Source organism: Bradyrhizobium sp. STM 3561 (assembly GCF_045571455.1).
Taxonomy (GTDB): domain Bacteria; phylum Pseudomonadota; class Alphaproteobacteria; order Rhizobiales; family Xanthobacteraceae; genus Bradyrhizobium; species Bradyrhizobium vignae.
In genome coordinates this window covers 3,709,094-3,727,056 of record NZ_CP120695.1, presented here as the reverse complement: position 1 = coordinate 3,727,056, position 17,963 = coordinate 3,709,094, and the positions used below count along the sequence as shown (strand labels likewise).

Sequence of the window (17,963 nt, the reverse complement as noted above, 5' to 3'; positions counted from 1 at the left end):
TGCCGGAGGGAGTGCCGAAAAGGCGGGATGCGCCCGAATTACTTCTTTAGGCCTAGCGCTCGTCGGATAGAGTCTTCCTTCGGAAGCTTATTGACGCCCATGGTTCGCAATCGAGGGCCAACGCGGTCTGCTATTTCTTTCCAGGACAGACCTTTGGGTATTTTCCGTTGCGGCCACTCCAGCCTCATTGCTCGCCGAACGCGCCCGGGCGCGCTGTCATCGTCCTCTGTCGGAATGACATGGAAGAAGTGCTGATCGTTCAGCGCTTCGCGATCGGGCTGTGCGCGATCGATGATCGCTCCCGTGTTTGCCATGGCTGGAAAGGCCCTCTGGATGTCCTGAGCCAAAACCAAAACCTCAGCATATGCGCGGCCCTTTCCGACCAGTCTATCGCCCTCAATCTCAAGACGAGCGAGCTCGTGTGCTGCGATCTCGATCGCTGGACCATTCCCAGGTGACAACTCGCCTGTGCTCTTAATGTTGCCCGAATTAATCTCGTGCTGGAGACGGCTCTGTGCCGATGGAGACGACGGCATCTCGCCGGAATAGCTGTCAGCAAGCTTGTGATCGTGGCAATAGTCTGCAATGGCGAGATCAGCGCCGAGATCTGTGCGGCCCTTCAAAGAGCGCACAAAACTAACGTCCCCCGTGATCACCCAGGCGATTGCCATGGGCAGCGACCACCACTCTTCAATGAAATCGTTCATACGCTGCACCGGCGCGAGCACACTGCGGCCTCGCGCGGCAGCCTGGTGTGCGCCAGGTTTTCGGTCCGTCGACCTAGCCGCGCGAGAGGTGAATCGGGCTATTCGTCAGTGTCTGGCCCGGTAATTTCGACTTGCTTTCCGTGCTTGCGCATCAGGTCCGTGAGGGCCTCCAAGGCGAGGCCTTGCGTTGGCCGGCCGGTTTCGATCGAGAGCATCCTGAGGGCTTTCCAGCTCTCCTCGGCGAGCCTGACCTGCATGTGGCGTTGCGCCTTCGACAGGGCGACCTTCTTGGCTGCAGGTCGGACGGGCTTCTTTGGGGACACGGGTTCGCTCCTGCGCGTGGATCATTCCGGTCAAGATATGCCTGCGACCCCCCTCCTGTAAACACGCTTGCATGCATGCATTCTTGCATGTACATTCTGGCTCACCATAACAGAAATTATTGAAAGCCAGCCATGTCGCCGGTTCCCGCCGTCCTCAATTCCGCGCTCCCCGCCACTGCTGTCGAGATCGCTGCCAAGGCGAAGGGCTATGCCGATCAGGCGCAGGCGGAGAACACCAGGAGCGCCTATGCGTCGGATTGGGCGGTCTTTGAGGAGTGGTGCGGGCGGCAGGGCGTAGCGTCGCACGCCGCGGATGCAGGCATCGTGCTGGCTTTCCTTGTCGACACGGCGGGCAAGGTGACAGTGTCGACTCAACGCCGCCGATTGGCGGCCATCAAGAGCCGCCTGCGCCACTTCGGGCTGGCGCTCGATACCAGTGCTGAGCCGTTCCGGTCAGTGTGGAAGGGCATCCGGCGCGCGCATGGTCGGCCGCCCGCCAAGAAATCACCGCTGATGCCAGCCCAACTGCGTCGCGCGCTCGGCGCCGTGCCGTCTGGGCTGACAGGCGTACGCGACCGGGCGCTGCTCCTGATCGGGTTTGCAGGAGGTCTGCGCCGGAACGAGCTCGCCGCGATCGAGGTGCTGGCGCGCCCGGGCGCGGATTGGATTGAGGAGGGCCCCGACGGGCTCACAATCCATTTGGTCCGATCCAAAGGCGACCAAGAAGGTGAGGGGCAGGCAATCGGTATTCCGCCGGGCATGCACCGGTCGACCTGCCCCGTACGCGCTTGGCGTGCCTGGCTCGAAGCATCAGGGATCACCGCGGGGCCGGCTTTCCGCTCGATCGATCGGCACGGCCGCATGAGTGAGGATCCGCTCTGCGCTCATTCCATCGCGCTCATCGTGAAGCGTGCTGCGATCGCGGGCGAGCTCGCCAGCGGCGCTTCCCAGTCCGACGCTGAGGCTGTCGCCAAGAAATTCGCCGGGCATTCACTCCGCCGCGGCCTCGCCACCTCGGCGGCCCGCAACAAGGCGCCGGGTCACCTCATTCAGAAGCAGCTCCGACATCGGAAATACGACACGACGGCCGGCTACATCGAGGAGGCGCAGCTGCACGACGAGAACGCCGCTTCGTACGCGGGACTCTAAGCGTGCATGAATGAAAGCTGAAAGGGTTTACCGCGCTGTTTCTGGTCTGTTTTATCAGCGGCCATCCTGAGTGACATAATTGCTCCGGATGGCACCGCCGGCTGACGGAGTTTAGCTCTCAACCAGTTGCCGCGACTGTCGTTTCGCCTCGCGCGCGCTCGCAATTGATCCTGAATTTTGTCAGGCCATAAAAGGCGGGCTTTGATCGGGTTTCTGATGCGCGCGGCCAAGTCCTTGGTATCGATACCTTTTTGAGCTAAGGCATCAATAAAACCGGCATGCGCTGCTCGCCGAATGAGACATCGCGCATTCGGGGGGCGCCCTGAGCTGCCGACCGGCTCGTCAGGTCTTGCCCCGACGTAGATCTGTGTTGTCTCTCATAGGAAACATGCGCCAAATCCCGAGATTCGCGCGCGCCGGCAAGCGGTTGAGCGGCGCGGGTCTATTTCGATACTTTGATGAAGGTATGGTGCAGCATGAAATTCGAGCACGACGGCAATTTTCAAGGTATGGGTGGGACGCTGGCGGTCCTGGTGCCGTCGAGCAGCGGCCTCGTCATTGCTGCTGATATGCGACAAACGCCGAAAGGAACGTTCTGCGACGGGATAAACAAGATCCTGCTCCCAACCCGGCCCGCGCGCACGGCGGTCGTTGTCACCGGGCTCATCACCTTGCAGGACATGCCCGATCTTTCCGGCCACGACCTGTGTGAGCACCTGGCAAAGATGCCGGCGCCGATTGACTTCGGCCGATCAACACTCTCGTACCTAAACGCGGAGAACACGCCCGTAGCGGACTTCAACGGGCAGAGATTTGCCGATGCTATTTTCGCCGATATCAGCCCCTATCTCGCCGCAGGAAAGTTAAGCGGCTTTGCTGGAAGCCGGATCGCACAAATCATCATCGCGAGCTACGATCCGGCAAGTCACACCAGCAGCGTTATCGCATTCGGAATCGATCTCACCATTGAGGGCGGCTTTCTTCTCCAACCGACGCCGGTCACGGCAGCAACGACGGTAAAAGGGACCAATTTGGGCCCGGCGAGTGAGCGTGTCATTCTTCCCTTTGGGGAGGTGTCCTATCTCGAGCAGCACGTGCTTTTTGGTCACGGCCGGATGTATTTGACCGGTGCCTATTTCCAGATTTTGCTGAAGAAGACAGTTGGGGATGTAGGGTCAGATCTGGCGGCCGCCGCCGCCCTTGATCTGATCGAGGCGGCCTCCAAGACTGCTGAAATCATTCCAGCCCCATCAGGCATAGGTGGAGGATCATCAGCCGTGCTCTTGGGCGAGGAGACTGTTTGGCTGAAGTAACGGCAGCTCTTTCAACTAATGAGACCGAAAGTACAGAACGGCGCAGCCGAGCGCGGCCGCGGCCCACACACCAAGCCAGCCCCAAGCATCCCTCACGGTTTCGTCGTCGACCGGATTGAATAGTGCACGCACCAGGACGAGCCCTGCACCAATGAAAAAGGCCGTCTTGATGATTTCTGAAAGCGTAAGGCTGCCGAGCGGTCTATGTGAGATATCATCGGGGCAATTTATGTACAGGAGAAGGAGCAGAGCAGCGTAGGTCATGAGCCGAGTCACGAAACCCACGGGCCTGAGCCAGATCCGAGTGCGCCGCTTCCGCTGATCCTCAATTCGCTCCGCTTCCGCGAAACGCTCGAGTTGATCGAAAATCAGGGAGTCCGATTCCACAATTGGCAGGGGAGGGGGCACTGCGATCGGCGCCGCGCTGGCAGGCTTCGATCCCTTCAGCCGGCCGATGACCAGAAGGACTGCGATACCGGCCAAGAGCAGCCCGCTGCCTATCAATTCATTCATGCAAGCCCCCGCAAGCAGGCCGAAAGTATGGGCTCTCGGAGACCCCCTGCCAAGCGGTCAATAATGACAAACTGCCCGACGGTAGAGTATCCCCCATTTTAAAACAGGTGCACTAATGTCTGACGAGAAAGCGCTCGAGACCATTCGCAGTCTGATCGAACAGGGAGGTCCCTTCGACGAGGAAGACCTCGCGGCTATTCGCGAAATAGAGCAGACGAGGGCGGAGATCGCTGATACGGCGGACAAGGTCCAGAAGTCACTGCATGCAGCGATCGGGTTTGCGATCACGACGTGGTCGTCTTTAGAGGGGATAGTTGTAGAGATCGCTTCGGCGATTATTGACGTGGAAAGTGAAATTGGAGGTGTGATCTTCTACAATTTTCCTTTTGCAAAGATGTTGGAAGTTATCGGCGAGATCATCCGCGTGGATGAGCGGTTTCGAGGTCTCGGCCGTGACTGGGATAGAATAAGTAAGCTGTTGTTCGCCTTGAATGATGTTCGAGTTAGGCTTGCACACCACGGTGTTAGCTCAGGAAAGGATATCTTGGATGTCCCGGTGGACATCACGGAGTTTAACACAGATGACTTTTTGCCAAGCTTGGAGCCGTACAAAGCCGATTCACGGAAAAAGTGGGTAAAGAAGAAAAGGATGAGCTTTGCCGAAACGGTCAGCTTCGCGGAGAGCATTGTTGACGCTGTCGAACCAATGACGCAGTTCCTAAAAAAAGTTCACGAAATCCGTATAGCACCCAAGCAACGGCTTGTCGCGCGAGTGAGAGAGCTCCAACAGAAGGTACGAGAATACGAAAGTCGCGAGACGGCGCAACCAATCGCCAAGGATGAATAGGTCTAAAGTGCAGCACTCCTCTTCGGACTTCTTGGCCCGAAGGCGTTGGCTTTCTTTCTAATCCGTACCCGTTTAGGCGGTGGCTCTCCCGCCTGGCGTCGTCGGTAGGATCGCTTTGGCTTTGAGGGGACCCGCGGCGACTCGAAAACCGGCATTAGCTTGTTATGCAGGATAGTCGTCAGATAGGTGGCGAGTGAGCTTTCTTTGAACAAGCTCAGGCTCCGCATCGTCTCTACGATTTGAAGCAGTGGAAGCGAGTCGAAAGCCTCGATCCAGGCCAGGCCCTTGTCGGGCCAATTGGGGCGCACCGTCATCAGCTGCGAGACGGCACTGATCACCGGCTCGATCAGCGCGAGCTCATTTTCATCTGACTCGATGATCGTGCGGATGACGAGCGTGGTGTGCTCCTCTCCGTGATACCTGATGAGGCTTGCAAGGCGCTCCAGAGCAGCAGCATCCACTGTCGGCGCCTCAAGCTGCGCCAGTAGCCGCTCAGCTATCGTCCGCGCTGCGCCGAGTTCGATGAGCTTCAAATCCCTCAGGAGTGGCCCCGAGCTCTGCACCTTAGCCATTGAGCGGATCTTCAGCCCCGGCTGTGGCCGACGCGGCGCGCAAGATTATCTCAAGACGCTCGAGCTCCTCGTCGCTCAGTTTGGTGAGATCGAAATCAGCGACCGATCCGCTGTGCTGGATCGCCTGCGACGGCTTCCCGTCAAGTCTGTCAGCGACCTCTTTGGCGGCTGCCGTCTCGGTGCCAGCCCGGATGAGCAACTGGCGGGCGATCCAACGCAGTGAGCCCTCTTTGGCTGGCGTTTCCTCTCCAGCCTCAGCCAAGGAAGCCTCCATGCGGATTGCGTCCCGGAATGGTTTATCCTTGTTTTGGGAGCCAGGGGGTCTACCGATCACTATTTTACTCCATAGATCGTTGTGAAATCAGTGTTTTGGATGCAGAGATTACCCCTGAGGCAATCGCCCGATGGGGGCCGCTGCGTCGCCGGAGGGGCCATGTGGAAGGTGCTTCAAGGAAGCGTCGCGTTTCTGGTCGTGGCCTCGAACATTCACTGGCAGTGGACGCCAAATTTTTACTTGGCGTCCATTCTGGCGTTCATTGCCGCGCTACTGGTCACCGTCGCCCTTACGGGGCTAATTGATCTTGTGCAGGTGGCGGCAGCGAAGCGGCGCGAGTGGCGGCAAGCGTCCGGGCGAGCCGAGAGACCCTGCTCTCTGGTCCTGCCTGACCGAGCACCTGGTTGGACAGGTAACCTTGCACGGGACGTGACATCAGGAGCCGTCCGGCGAGCACAGGTGCGGCGAGGCCCGCCGCCGCTCCCGGAAATCCGGCCGTAGCGCCTCCCAGACCCGCGCCTAGTAGACTCACGACGTGCTGGACATACTGCCGGGGCGCCGTCCCGGACTGCGGGAGCGGCCTCATGATCGCTTCTGCCGCCCTAGCAACGTCGGAGAAGTCGCCCCGGCCTCGGGCATAGCCGCGACGGTCCTGCTGGACTACCGCATTGCGGAGCTGCGAAGGGCTGATCAGACCTTCGGCTGTCGCCGACCCAGCACCCGTGGCGGCCCTCTCGAGCACCATTAGGTTTCGATATTGATTCCGCGCCTCACGGAGGGCTGCGGCGTCCTGGGTGTTGCCAGCCCGGGTGAGTGACCGCTCGAAGGCGTCATCCAGCGAATCTCGAATGCCATGCAGGGCATTCCGTAACTGGGGGTCGGCCATATCACGGGCCTGTCGGGCGAGCCGCGAGGTCAGGGCGTTGTACTGCTCACCCGTCAGAACGCCGCCATTTCGCTGCATCTGGTCAGCGATGTCGGCAATCGTGTTGTCGATGACGGGTGCGCGTGCGTGGGGGCCGACGAGGTTCTGATACTCATTGCGAGCCGTCCGGAGATCCTGCACCAACTGACCATCCGGAACCACGTTGTTGCGCCTCCCAATCGCCTCGAACTGGCTGCCAATGCGATCAAAGGCGTTGTTGATGACCTCGGGGGTAGCGCGCTCGGCTTGCTCACCAGCACGCCTTAGAGCCGCACTCGTGAATTGCTCTCCCTGGGCCGTCATTCTATGCGCCGCGCCGCCACCCGCTCCAGGAAGGTCGCTGAGGGCGCTTTCGGCCCACTGCAACGGCTTGCTTCCGGTTGCCTGTCCCGCCGTTAGATTGATGCCTTCGTTCCGGAGCGTGTCGACGAGAGCATTTCGCTCGGCGGAGGCGGGTAGGGGCGTGATGACTCGACGGCTCATTGAAGTCACTGCAGGGGACATCAGAGAGGCCGCCAGGCGCGCGTACGGCTCCGCAGCAGTCCCTGCAGTGGCGGCTCCGGCAGCCTCGCTGGCGGCCGCCGGAATGGCAACCCGCGTGGCTAGCCTTGCCATGAGGCCCTCGCCACCACCCAGCAGCCCTGGAGCAAATTCGCCGGCCGTATAAGCCAGTTTGCCCGCTGCAGTCTTAGGCTTGTAGTCGAGCGCCTGGCCAACCGGATTTCGCGCCCCCCGTTCGCCACCAACGAAGTGGCTTATGTCTTCGGAGGAGGGGGCGTTGGAAAGCACTGCTGATGGCAACGTCCATTGCGCGGCTTTGTGGAGAGTGTCCTTGACGGACCTCACCTCGTCGGGCGAATAGCCGATCTTGCTCCCGATATAGTCAGCTGCAGCGGAGGCGGCGTGCCGCAGGTCACCCGCCACTCCAAGAGAGCCGACTGCTCCCCGGCCAATTCCCGCTAAGCCGCCTTTGCCGACATCTGCCGCGATCGAAGGCTCTTCGTTGAGTTTCGCTAAAAGCTCTGGATCGGTGACGAGTTTGCTATCGTTCAACTGTGCAAGCAAAGCTGGATCCGTGACCGGATCTCCGTGCCAGAAATTCGCGGAAGCGGGCAATGCAACAGGGTCATTCTCCCAGAAGTTTGGCATCGCTGTACTCTGTCACAACTTGATCATGAAATTGGTGAAGAACGTCGGTTGCATGAGCCCGAATGGCGTGCTTGTGCCGCCTTGTGCTCCAACGTTGACAGTCGGCAAAGTAAAGCCATTGCTCGTTGTAATCGTGAGCGTGTTGCCCGTTCCGACGTTCGCGAGCGCCGTCACGGTTTGATTGCTGCCGCCGCCCCAATTCGCGTTGTTGGTGGCCCAGCCAAGTTGGATCTGCCCACCAGAAAGCGAAACTGAGGGAGTGTAGGGCGGGAGGTTCGCTGTCGCCAAAGTCGCAGTTTCGTTTCCAGTAGTTGAGCCAAGGGCACGTGCCGTAAGCCCGCTGCCAGATCCGGCCGCGGCCAATGCCCGGCCAAGCGCCTTGGGAAGAGTCATACGGCAATTGGCAGCCCATGCTGCCGCCGCAGTGCCCTGGGCGGCACGCGTCGTCGCGGATCCTGTCGATGTTAGTAGCGGGCAGCTGGTGTCGCTGATGTTGTTGAATAGAACGATAAAAAGCGCTTGATTCGCGTCCGAGCTGGAACTCGCTCCCGATGCAGCCGAGCCCATAGTGCTATCGTTCAGCATCAGCCAGCCGGGATCAGCCGACGCTTTGAAGGTTGGCTTGATGTCTCCGGTCGTGGCCGTACCCTGCAACGCGGCCACGTTTGATGGGTTCATGAGCTCCCACTGATTAACCCCAGTCGAGTTGTACCGGAGGATCATTTCGTAGCGATTGCCCGCAATATCACCGACGGCGAGGGGCTGACCGCCAGCCTTTGTGATTGTATGTGCCGTGAGACCATTCGGGGAGAAAGTCGGAGTAGTCGTCGCGTTCGCCGCGATGGCGCGGACGAAGCAAAGTTGGCCTTCGACGAGAGTGGTCAATGCCGGCGTATACGTAGCAGTGATCGCATCACTGCTACCGCCCGCGATCGTCCAGTTGGTCAAGCCATCCTGCAGCTGCCCAAGAGCGGCATAGTCCGTGCGCGCGCTGCCGTTCGCCACTCCGGTGTGGCGGAAGCCGTTCATGGGCAAGTTGGCTGACGCCGAGCCCTGCCCGTCCCGGGTCAAACAGTTTCCAAAGCCATTGGATGCAAGATCGTTTGTATCGGAATCCATGCGCGAGGAGCTGATATTAAGTCCAGCGGCTTTGTCGGCCTGCCAGCTGAACGAACGATTGAAAGTGCCACTTCCGTTCCAGCTCATGACTCAACTCTCCACGCTAAGAGAGATGCCGTCCGCCTTGAGGCGGTCGACTACCGATCTGCGAACGTATTCGCTTGCGGTCATGAGGTTTTTGGTGGCGCCGCGCTCTATGGCCGCCGGAAGGGACGCGGGGCAGCGAACGCGCAGCAACTCGCTAAAGCGCAGGCTCGAGATGGAATGGGGAGGAGTAGGGCGACCCATGTGCTCTCCAAAATCTTCCAGCGGATCCCACTCCGCGAGAGGGGAAGACTGGCTGGCGAGCTGGGTGGCAGCGCACTGATCGCGATCAGCAGTGGCTACAATGTAGCGTCGTATGATTTGATTTTCAAGGAGTAAGCAAGTCGGTCGGCCCAGTCCGGGCTTCAAAGACTTTCGCGCAGGAGCTTTCGAGCGATCTCGGTATACCGATATCGCCCTTAATCCAGTCGATTAAGGCCGGCCACGCTCACCTCCAAGCTCCGCGAGAGCGACCGGACGCGATAATGAGAGAGCCCTTTCCTTGTCTCGAAAACGCGGACGGGCCGCTAGTATCGGCGCTTCAACCGCCTGATACATCAATGCAGCGATGCCAGCGGTCACGACGAGGTAAGCCATGAGCAGAATCGACATGGGCAGCCGATTGCTCAAGGGGACGATCGCGGACAGTACCAGCAGATGAAACAGGTATGTCGAATAAGATATGCGACCGAGAAAGACGCCAATGCGGGAGAGGGTGGGATTGCGGAACGCGGCTTCCAGTTTGAACGCAAACAAAATTGCAGCGGCGCCCAAAGCAGGCGCGTAGAACGGGAATGCAGTCTCCATCGCAAACGAGGGCTCTTTCGCCGCAAGAGATGTCAGCCAGACGGCAAAGCTCGCGGCCGAAACGCAGAGAAACAGCACGAGCGGCAGCCTGACCTTCCTAAGAGATGGCATCGCAATCGCGAGCAGGAAGCCCCAGGCAATCGCATCGACACGGAAGACCACCACTCGGCGAACGGCAGAACCCCATTGCGAATTGTCAGCCCACAGCATGCGGGCGGCGCATACAGCCAAAATGTAGATGGAAGCAGCGATCAGCGCCGGCCTCAGCTTGCCGGGCACAACATATGCGATAAACAAGCATACTGCAGGAAAGGAGAGGTAAAACCACTCTTCGACGGACAAGCTCCATGCAATGGAGAAGTAGTCGTGAGCGTTGTGCTGGCCCGTCAAGTTCTGCAGATAAAGTAAGTACCTGAAAAAGTCGGCACTGAATAGCTGATGTGTGCTGACCGAGAACAAGATCAGCGCGATCAGGTAGGGCGGAACGGTGCGCATCCATCGGCGCACCAAGAAGATGCCGTAATTCCGCAAGCTCGGCTTTGAAATACAAAATTCGAAGATCTGCGGCGCCAACACGAAGCCGCTCAGGACAAAAAAGACTTCGACTCCTAGGATCGAGATCGTCTCGCCGAATGTGCTGTCCGGGTAAAAGTGCATGTAGAAGTGCGGCACCGCGACCGCGAAGGCCGCTGAGCCTCGCAGGAAGTCCAGGGAGGCGACACGTTCAGTCATGAGGCCAATCCACAGGCTCTTAGACCGCGCGCCGCAGCTGTCGCGATCGCAGCATTCCCGGCCGCCGAGTAGTGACCGCTCTTTGTCATGACCCCGCTTGGCGTCTTCAGCGCGATCGTACGAAGTTCATCTGCCGGATCTATCGTGCAGAGTTCAGGAATAGGCGCCGGCAGGCTGTCCAAGACATTCCGGAAAAGAAGATGAGGATTAAGCACGTCTTCTGGTCGTGGGATGACCAATAAGACGAACCGCTGATTCCGATCTCGCGCAAGTCGCGCCATTTCAGCAATCAACAGCGCAGCCAGTTGGCGCTGCGGGGCAGCGCTTGGACTTGCAGGGCTGACATTGCTGAATGGCACGCGCGTGAATTTTCGGTAGATCGCTCGGCTGACGCTCCAGGAATATGGAAATTCAAAGACGCTCCAGTCTTTCGAAGCCTCATCCTTGGCATAGTGCTGCTCAATCGCAGTTGGGTCTGCCGTAGGACGGAGTATCAGTTGCAGTCGGTCAGCGTTCAAAGTGAAAAAGGGCTTATTGGCACGAGGCTGCTTGTCGAGACCGAGCGAGACGAAAGTCCAAGAGGAAACCTGATTGACTGTGATCATTGGCTCAACCAGTCCAAGGATCACAAACCGCTCGTCTCCGGTATGCTCTTTGTAGTGAAGCAGGGTTTGATCGACGCCGAAGCCGTCCACGCCTCGATTGTCGACCTGACAACCCAGGGCAACGGACAAGACGTGGGGCCACGCCTCGGCGTCCGACACGTCATCGGAGTAGGTGAAAGAGCCGCCCCATGCCGACCCGCAGACAGGTAGTTCAATCGAGGGATGTGACCTGAGCGGGAATTGGCCAGCTTGCGGCCATCCGGTGATGGAGCCATTCCGCTCTCCCTCCAAATTCGCTTTGATCCCCGATCGGAGCCGCTCGAGGTCGTACAAGAGATACTTGTTGCCGTTGTGCATCGAAATGAAGCCGAAGGCGAAAAAGAGTGCTTCCGCAGCGCACAGGAAGACAATCAATCCAGTCGCTGCCCGCAAAGCGCGCATGATCAGAAGAATTTGTAGTTGAAACGCGAAGTTACCGCGTCGTCTGACAAAAGCAGCAAAGCGCCAAGAACAATGACAAGGATCAGCAGGGCAATGACGGCGCGGTTCCTCAATAGTCTTTTCATTTGGACACTTCGCATAGTCAGGGGGATAGGTGCAGGAGCGAGCGCATGCTGATCATGGTGGCGTTCGCGACGCATACGATTGAAGTTCGTAGGTGATCTATATCGGGAGCTAAGCGTTGGATTTGATATCCGTGCACGTCGTGAGGCGAAAGTTCTACTCCGAAGTCGGTAGTTACCTGCTCGATGAGTTGCTTAGCCATTTCTGCGTTTTTGCCGAGACGATAGTTCCTGAATGCGACGCCCCCGTCGCATGCTAGATAGTAGGACTCATTCGGCCATACCCAAACGGAAATGGGCGCAAACCCAGGACCAAGACACTGGGTGATAATGTGAACACAGTTACAAACATCCTCGACTTCGAACGGACGTAAGGATTCTTTGACTGCCCGGAGGAGCGAACTTTCCGGCGGCCGACTGAACAGCTTTAGCACCACGATGAGATTCCCCAGCCCATTGAGGAGGTCTACCACCCACCACCATCCCGAGCAACCCATGGTAGGCGTCGCGCGCCCCCACCAACCAACTTGGCGAGAACGAGAACCGGCTTTACTTATGCTTCGCTCGCTTAGCCAATCTCACCCCGGCCCCGCCGCCATTCTCTGGGATGAACTCCACGCCGGCCTTTTCGAGGGCAGCGACCAGGGCCTCAATAGTGCGCTCCTGCGCGCCTAGGGCGCCAGGTTGAGTCTCCAAACGCTTTATGCTCGGCAGCGACACGCCAGAAGCCTCGGCAAGATCCTTCTGCTCCCACCGTAGCAACATCCTCGCTGCTCGAACTTGCTCACTTGTCAGGTCCACAAGTTTAATACCTCAGGTATTGACTGGCATGCGCTGTTGATTTAATACCTCAGGTATTGCACGGCTGATTCCAGAAGGCAACCCAACATGACGAACAACACCCTCCTGGTGAACGGCGGAGCTATGCCTTCAGCAATCCTCACCGTAGCGAACCTCACGGATTCCCAGACAGGCAAGCTCAACCGCGATGTCTACGAGGCGCTGGTGCGTCGCGAGGCAATGCGGACCTTCGGCTCGACCGCTCCTCGCTATCTCCGCGAAGCTGCGAAGCAGTACCGCGATCACGTAGCCCAACAAATGACCGCTTGGCGCCAGCGCAACGGCCTCCACGTCGAAACCTCGCTGGTTTCCGCCTTCGGCGCTCCCGCCGATGGCGTCCGCCGCTCCGCGTTCTAGCGGGACACGGCAATGCTGTCCAAAATGAAGGTTCCCGCTCGCCATCTGCTCCGTGGAGACATCGTTGGCTCGGGAGAGGTCGTAATTGCTGTGAGTACCGGGAGCCGAACCCCTAGGGGCAAGATCGAGGTCCTGCTGGAAAAGAACGACCGGCGCCGAATCGCTCTTTGGGGTGCCGGATCAACCATCAACATCCAACGGGAGACAGTAAAGATGAAGACAGCAGACACCACCCAGGAAGCGACCGCCATTCCGCTCTCTGATCGTTTGCCCACCTTTCATGAATTGGCATCTTTCGACGCTGGCAAGGCGTGGGATTGCCTTACCCCCGAGCAACAGCGGGAGATTGGCATCATCGCGCTCCGCTTCGGCACGGTCGGACAGTGTGAGGAGTATTTCCACGAGACGATTGAAGAGGTGCGCAAGGGCTTCATGTCCAGCCATTGGACGCCCCAAGTGCAGGAGACGGCGGTTTGGCCGCGTCTCCAGATCCAATTGATCGAGAGTGCGGCACGCGAAGCATTTCAGACACTTTGCGATCACTTCGATCCCATGTGGCCCCAACTGTTCGGTTGGGCGGCCGGAAAGGAGGTGACGCAACCTTAGCCACTAACCTCGGCGGCCGAGCGAGGGCGGGACTTCCGTTCGGTCGCCTGCTGACTTTCCACCAATCCCAATTGAGAGACCAAATGAGCAACGCGGTAACCATCGCGAGGCAAGGGGGAATTGTGTCCCGTGCGCCCGCAGACTCCATTACAATTCGCAGAAATGCCCAGCGTCTTGGCCTAGTCGTCACGCCATCGGGAGTGCGGTCATGCTGAACGCAAACCTGATTGCTCAAGAGCGACGCCGCCGGGCGGCGATATCTACGCTCCAGAGGCTTCGGCGCGAAGCCCGGGATGAAATATCGCGGCTGATCCAATTCCTCGATCAGTCGGACCCCTATGTCATGACCGAACTGGAGGACGACGACGAGCGGGAGCCGGAAGAGCGTGAGCCCTCTCTTGGCTCAGTTGATCGCGGGCCAGATCAAACCAGGTGGTCGGCAGGCAGCTGCGACGATGCCGAGTGCGACGACAGCGATCTCGAGCCGTCCCTAGGAAGTCTCGACCATAACCACAGCCAAGAGCGCTGGGCGTCAGGTAACCGTAGCGACCTTGAGGAAGACCCGACCGAATCCGGCATTGCCGACTGGGAAGGCCTTCTGGAGCAGGTGGGCATGCGGGACTGGACAAACACGCTGATGGGATGAGCTGCGGGGCTCTCGGCCCTCGCGACTCATCAACCTGTCCTCTGCAACTGCGCCATTCTGATGACGTGCGGCACCACCGACAAGCCCCGACTCAGGCTCTCCATCGGGGCGTCGGTGATTGGACCGACATCACCTCAACGAGAAAGGCTTGGCTATGAACATCCAACAACAGACAAGCGCTCAGTGTGCGAGTGCTGCACCATGTGAACAGCTTCTCTCCAACGTTTACGCATCTCGCAGGGGCCGCTCGCCGAGCGAACCAAAGGGAATGGCGAACGCTGACACCGTCATGCAGCGGCTGGAGAGTGGTCTTCCTTTGAAGGATGCGCTGATGCCGGGCGCCTCCTATGAGGGGTATCACTCTCACTGCAAGCTGTTCCCGGAAAGGGCCGCGAGGGCGAAGGCTCTGGTCGAGCGCAACGCCGAGGCAGGCAAAAAGCGGAAGCTGGAGAAGCTCGGTGTTTTTCGTCGGAGAGCGATGACGCACTGCGCGCGCGGGCACGAGCTGTCTGCCGACAACATCCGGGTGCGCCGGTATCGCGGCTACACCCAGCGCCAGTGCAAGAAATGCGAGCACATGCGCCAGATGGAGACGGGGCCGCTACCTTCGCCGCAGAAGCTCGCAGAGTTGACCGACGCGATGAAGCGCGGCCGAAACCTCGCAGCGATCAAGAAAATCCTACCCGACACGACGGCATTCTATCGCACCGTTCGCAAAGTGCCTGAATTTGCCAAGGTGCACCATGTGTGGGCCTCGGGCGCGAAGACTCGGGCCGGCGCGGCGAATAAGAGGACCGTGCAGCAGAAGCGATACAACGAGATCATGTCGCTGCTGCCGCCGCGCATGCCCCTGAAGATCAAAATCCAGATCATCGGCGCCATTTACGAGGCCCACGCCATGCGCCGATATCGCGGAAAACCTTTCGGCATCACCAAGGCGAAGGCCAACATCAAGCAATTCATCGCAGACTATAACCGCGAGAATCCTTCGAAGGCTTATGGCGACATCAAGACGCCATGGTCCCTTGACGCGCCGGTCTACGATGACGGGGCAACAACCCTAGCGGATCGGGCGACCCGCAGCATTTGGGACAAGGCCCCGATGTAGACGCGCTGAGGCTCGCCGGTTAACGCTAGCGGGCCTTGTTCAGCCCATGCCGGACACCTTCCTGGGCCGCAAGACTCAAGAACCGTTCCAGGAGGGGCCGAACGAGTAATGCCGCCTCAGTTGGTGGTCTTTTTCGGCGGGCGGATAGCCATCATGATCCCCTCACCACCGGCGCTTAGGATGACGCTCGCTGGCCGCACGCCTTTTAGGAACGAGCGCTCCCGCAGCGGGTTCTATGATCCGTCTTTGCGTGCGTGGAGTCCGACTAGGCCCCAGTTTGTCCCCTGGACTGGGGCCTTCATTTTGCGTCCGATTTACAAATTTGAATGCACAAGGGATGGTTTTGCGGGATGAAACAGCGTTTGCCGATCTAGACAGCGGCAGAGCGCTCGGTCCCAGCTCGTTTTCGAACCGAAGACCTCCAGGCTGGGGGCGATGTGGTCTACGCCGGGCGCAAGCCATTCCATCAGTACCAGCCCATCTTGAAACAGAGACCAAACCAACCAGCGAGCGCGATTAGAGCGGCGATGTTGATGTACTTCTGAGCGTTCTGCATCTTTCCACCGCCATCAAAGGCGTCCCGCAATTCGGAATAGTGGTGCTTGGTCCCTGGCTGCTCCACCTCTCCGCACTTGACCAGGTCAACAAGGTTTCGGTTTCTGGCGCCCGGCTCATTGCCGGAGCTTGGGGTCCACCTTATGTACTTTGGCGTGTTCTTCTCGACCTGCGGGACCATGCGAGCGGGGTCGGGAGCGCCCGGAACGCCCCGCGGGCCGAGCAGCTCACGCGTAATGTCATCCTCCGTTCTTTCCGGCTCGACGCCGTTAATGGGCCGCTGTCGCACGGGAGCGACCTCCTGATGCGCACCGGCAAGCTCAAGCCACCTCAGGCTTGAAGGTCTGGGGCTGCTGCTCTGGTGGTGGCATTTTGAAAGGAATGGGGAACGGCGTGCGCGCGAGGCTTGCCAGCGCCGCTCGCTCCTCGGAGAGACGGCTTTCGATGTACTCGCGCTCCAGATCGGAAAGGCGGGTCTTGAGCAGCCGGTGGTAGCGGTGAATGTTGTTGCGGTGGGTGCGCAAGCGGGCGAGCTTTTCTTCGAGTGTCATCATCGTCGTCCTCGACGGTTACAGGCAATCCTTTCCAAAAGAGGTTGGAGGAGCCCCCTCCGGCGCAAGATTTAGAGAGGCCTGATCTGGTTTCAAGATCGATAGGAAAGTTAGGGCGGGGGGCCGGATCGGCCGCTGCTTGGGAGGATATCAGGTAGGAAGCAAAGTCCTACCCGGTTCTTCGGCGCTGGTTGGCTTCCGCCGTAGCCGGCGCCCCGCCCGTGGTATCGGCGGTAAATCTTGCGATCCGTCGAGGGCCGCTCCAAACCTCGATCACCGGGTGCGCGTCGAGGAATTTCACAGCTCGACGCTTAGCATCATCATCGCAGCCGCACTCCAGCTCATAGGTCGCATGGGCGACGCCCCAGAGATCGATTGCATATGCCACGTAACGCATGGGTCCTGCACACTAAGAGGATGTCGGCTGACCGATTAACGATTCCTGCGCGCCCTGTTTGTTCCTCCTATTTCGAGTTTTCCGGCCCCAGCAGGACGGCGCGTCAAAGCTCGCGCTCCATCGCGGGGTGGCTGCGGTTCTTGACCTTGATCCAGAACTTTTGCCGGCCGCCGCGGTATGGCCGATCGCGATGCTTGGAGACTAGCCCCTCAAGTCCCATCCGGCAGGCTGCCCGGAAGAGGTCCGGCCCAATTTCGCCGCGCTCGAAGGGCGCCACAGAAATCCCATCGGGCCGGCGTGCCAGTAGCTTCTCCAGCTTGGCCTTGCGCATGTGGAGGGGCAGCGACCGCAGATCGTCGTTCCCCATTGTGAGGATGTCGAAGGCGTAGAGTTGCACCTCGGGGTCGTGCTTGCGAGAGTGCAGCGCGTTAAAATCGGAGATGCCGTCGACGCCGAGGATTACAGCCTCGCCATCAATAACGAAGTGCTTCTGCCGGTTCTTGAGCGCGGCCTCGGCAATCCAAGGATAGCGGTTCGTCCAGTTGCTACCATTGCGAGACAGCAGGCGCACGCGCTCATTCTCCCGGATGACCAGCATCCGGTAGCCGTCGTGCTTCACTTCGTGAATCCAGTCCGGCCCGTCGGGGACCTGCTTGCCGGCCGTCGCCAAACAAAGCTCGTAAGCCATCCGCATGACGACGAAATAGGCGCAGACGCCGGAAAAAGCGAATCCAAACGGCTCCGGGCGTGAGCAGGGGCGGTGCAAGGGCGAGCCCGCCATTCCATGCCGGCAAAATCTCCGGAAAGGGCCGCGGGGATTCCGCCAGGCGGAAGCCTTGTCCCCTTGCTTAGTCGGGCAGTAGCTCGGGCGCTTTTACTCCGGCCAGGCTGTGGAAATTCTTGCAGTGACCAATGGCTATGCTGGCGACATGAAGCTTGGTCGACGGCGGGTAGGACCACAGCAAGGTCGTTGCAGCACCGAGGAAGGTAACGGCCGCGAATGCAGTTAGGATCGTGCGCATGGGAAACCTTTAGCTCCGGCTTCCCCCCGATTGAGGGTTCGTCCGGCGGCTCGAAGCAAAGGTTCAATGGAACAGCCCTGAAAAATCTGACCGAGTCCCTCACCTGCCGACGAAAAGGCCCCAGCTCTGAGGGAGGAGAGCCGAGGCCTCGTCGCGCTGTCTGTCAGGAGGAGGGTCCACGGGGAGAAATCAGTTCCTT

At 59.4% G+C, this 17,963-nt stretch carries 20 protein-coding genes; 7 read left to right on the top strand and 13 right to left on the bottom strand.

All coding sequences use genetic code 11. From position 1 onward, the window contains the following. Positions 1-38: 38 nt before the first annotated feature. Both P6U28_RS17640 and P6U28_RS17635 read right to left on the bottom strand, forming a co-directional pair. Positions 39-707 carry a hypothetical protein gene (locus P6U28_RS17640; protein ID WP_407122846.1) on the bottom strand — a complete coding sequence of 223 codons (669 nt, stop codon included), beginning with the start codon at positions 705-707 and terminating at the stop codon, positions 39-41. Positions 708-805: 98 nt separating this feature from the next. Continuing rightward, on the bottom strand, positions 806-1,030 hold the full coding sequence (locus tag P6U28_RS17635) for a ribbon-helix-helix domain-containing protein (RefSeq protein ID WP_407122844.1): 225 nt from the start codon (positions 1,028-1,030) through the stop codon (positions 806-808). A gap of 132 nt (positions 1,031-1,162) precedes the next feature. Here P6U28_RS17635 and P6U28_RS17630 point away from each other — a divergent pair, with 132 nt between their 5' ends. Both P6U28_RS17630 and P6U28_RS17625 read left to right on the top strand, forming a co-directional pair. Next, entirely contained in the window at positions 1,163-2,179 is a 1,017-nt protein-coding gene (locus P6U28_RS17630; RefSeq protein WP_407122843.1) for a hypothetical protein, read from the top strand. 476 nt (positions 2,180-2,655) lie between these two features. Next, positions 2,656-3,492, top strand: coding sequence for a hypothetical protein (locus tag P6U28_RS17625; protein WP_407122841.1), 837 nt, complete (start codon positions 2,656-2,658; stop codon positions 3,490-3,492). 15 nt (positions 3,493-3,507) lie between these two features. On the opposite strand, the gene P6U28_RS17620 is transcribed toward P6U28_RS17625, so the two are convergent. Next, positions 3,508-4,005, bottom strand: coding sequence for a hypothetical protein (locus P6U28_RS17620; RefSeq protein ID WP_407122839.1), 498 nt, complete (start codon positions 4,003-4,005; stop codon positions 3,508-3,510). A 115-nt stretch (positions 4,006-4,120) separates the two neighbouring features. Between P6U28_RS17620 and P6U28_RS17615 the strand changes: the two genes are divergently transcribed. After that, positions 4,121-4,852 (top strand): hypothetical protein, encoded by a 732-nt coding sequence (locus tag P6U28_RS17615; RefSeq protein ID WP_407122838.1) that lies wholly within the window; start codon positions 4,121-4,123, stop codon positions 4,850-4,852. Between the two features lie 2 nt (positions 4,853-4,854). On the opposite strand, the gene P6U28_RS17610 is transcribed toward P6U28_RS17615, so the two are convergent. From P6U28_RS17610 to P6U28_RS17580, 7 genes are all read right to left on the bottom strand, one after another. Next, entirely contained in the window at positions 4,855-5,424 is a 570-nt protein-coding gene (locus P6U28_RS17610) for a hypothetical protein (protein ID WP_407122837.1), read from the bottom strand. Then, complete coding sequence (locus P6U28_RS17605; RefSeq protein WP_407122836.1) at positions 5,417-5,686, bottom strand: hypothetical protein; 270 nt, start codon at positions 5,684-5,686, stop codon at positions 5,417-5,419. The genes P6U28_RS17610 and P6U28_RS17605 overlap by 8 nt, the downstream gene beginning before the upstream one ends. Positions 5,687-5,987: 301 nt before the next feature. Beyond that, entirely contained in the window at positions 5,988-7,772 is a 1,785-nt protein-coding gene (locus P6U28_RS17600; protein ID WP_407122834.1) for a hypothetical protein, read from the bottom strand. A gap of 12 nt (positions 7,773-7,784) precedes the next feature. Continuing rightward, a complete protein-coding gene (locus P6U28_RS17595; RefSeq protein WP_407122832.1) occupies positions 7,785-8,978 on the bottom strand; it encodes a hypothetical protein in 1,194 nt (397 codons plus the stop codon). Between the two features lie 429 nt (positions 8,979-9,407). Then, entirely contained in the window at positions 9,408-10,514 is a 1,107-nt protein-coding gene (locus P6U28_RS17590; protein ID WP_407122830.1) for an acyltransferase family protein, read from the bottom strand. Continuing rightward, positions 10,511-11,533 carry a hypothetical protein gene (locus tag P6U28_RS17585; RefSeq protein ID WP_407122828.1) on the bottom strand — a complete coding sequence of 341 codons (1,023 nt, stop codon included), beginning with the start codon at positions 11,531-11,533 and terminating at the stop codon, positions 10,511-10,513. The genes P6U28_RS17590 and P6U28_RS17585 overlap by 4 nt, the downstream gene beginning before the upstream one ends. A gap of 698 nt (positions 11,534-12,231) precedes the next feature. Next, positions 12,232-12,447 (bottom strand): helix-turn-helix domain-containing protein, encoded by a 216-nt coding sequence (locus tag P6U28_RS17580; RefSeq protein ID WP_407122827.1) that lies wholly within the window; start codon positions 12,445-12,447, stop codon positions 12,232-12,234. A gap of 123 nt (positions 12,448-12,570) precedes the next feature. Between P6U28_RS17580 and P6U28_RS17575 the strand changes: the two genes are divergently transcribed. The 4 genes from P6U28_RS17575 to P6U28_RS17560 all read left to right on the top strand — a co-directional run bounded on the left by P6U28_RS17575 (position 12,571) and on the right by P6U28_RS17560 (position 15,239). Then, the gene (locus P6U28_RS17575; RefSeq protein ID WP_407122825.1) at positions 12,571-12,879 is read left to right on the top strand and encodes a hypothetical protein; all 309 of its coding nucleotides are present in this window, start codon (positions 12,571-12,573) and stop codon (positions 12,877-12,879) included. A gap of 12 nt (positions 12,880-12,891) precedes the next feature. Continuing rightward, positions 12,892-13,485 carry a hypothetical protein gene (locus P6U28_RS17570; protein ID WP_407122824.1) on the top strand — a complete coding sequence of 198 codons (594 nt, stop codon included), beginning with the start codon at positions 12,892-12,894 and terminating at the stop codon, positions 13,483-13,485. Between the two features lie 208 nt (positions 13,486-13,693). Next, positions 13,694-14,131 carry a hypothetical protein gene (locus P6U28_RS17565; RefSeq protein ID WP_407122823.1) on the top strand — a complete coding sequence of 146 codons (438 nt, stop codon included), beginning with the start codon at positions 13,694-13,696 and terminating at the stop codon, positions 14,129-14,131. A 118-nt stretch (positions 14,132-14,249) separates the two neighbouring features. After that, complete coding sequence (locus tag P6U28_RS17560) at positions 14,250-15,239, top strand: hypothetical protein (RefSeq protein WP_407122822.1); 990 nt, start codon at positions 14,250-14,252, stop codon at positions 15,237-15,239. A gap of 466 nt (positions 15,240-15,705) precedes the next feature. On the opposite strand, the gene P6U28_RS17555 is transcribed toward P6U28_RS17560, so the two are convergent. The 3 genes from P6U28_RS17555 to P6U28_RS17545 all read right to left on the bottom strand — a co-directional run bounded on the left by P6U28_RS17555 (position 15,706) and on the right by P6U28_RS17545 (position 17,430). After that, positions 15,706-16,083, bottom strand: a complete 378-nt coding sequence (locus P6U28_RS17555) for a hypothetical protein (protein WP_407123222.1) — start codon at positions 16,081-16,083, stop codon at positions 15,706-15,708. A 31-nt stretch (positions 16,084-16,114) separates the two neighbouring features. Next, a complete protein-coding gene (locus P6U28_RS17550; protein WP_407122820.1) occupies positions 16,115-16,348 on the bottom strand; it encodes a hypothetical protein in 234 nt (77 codons plus the stop codon). Positions 16,349-16,845: 497 nt separating this feature from the next. Further along, a complete protein-coding gene (locus P6U28_RS17545; protein ID WP_407122819.1) occupies positions 16,846-17,430 on the bottom strand; it encodes an RNA ligase family protein in 585 nt (194 codons plus the stop codon). Between the last annotated feature and the right edge of the window lie 533 nt (positions 17,431-17,963).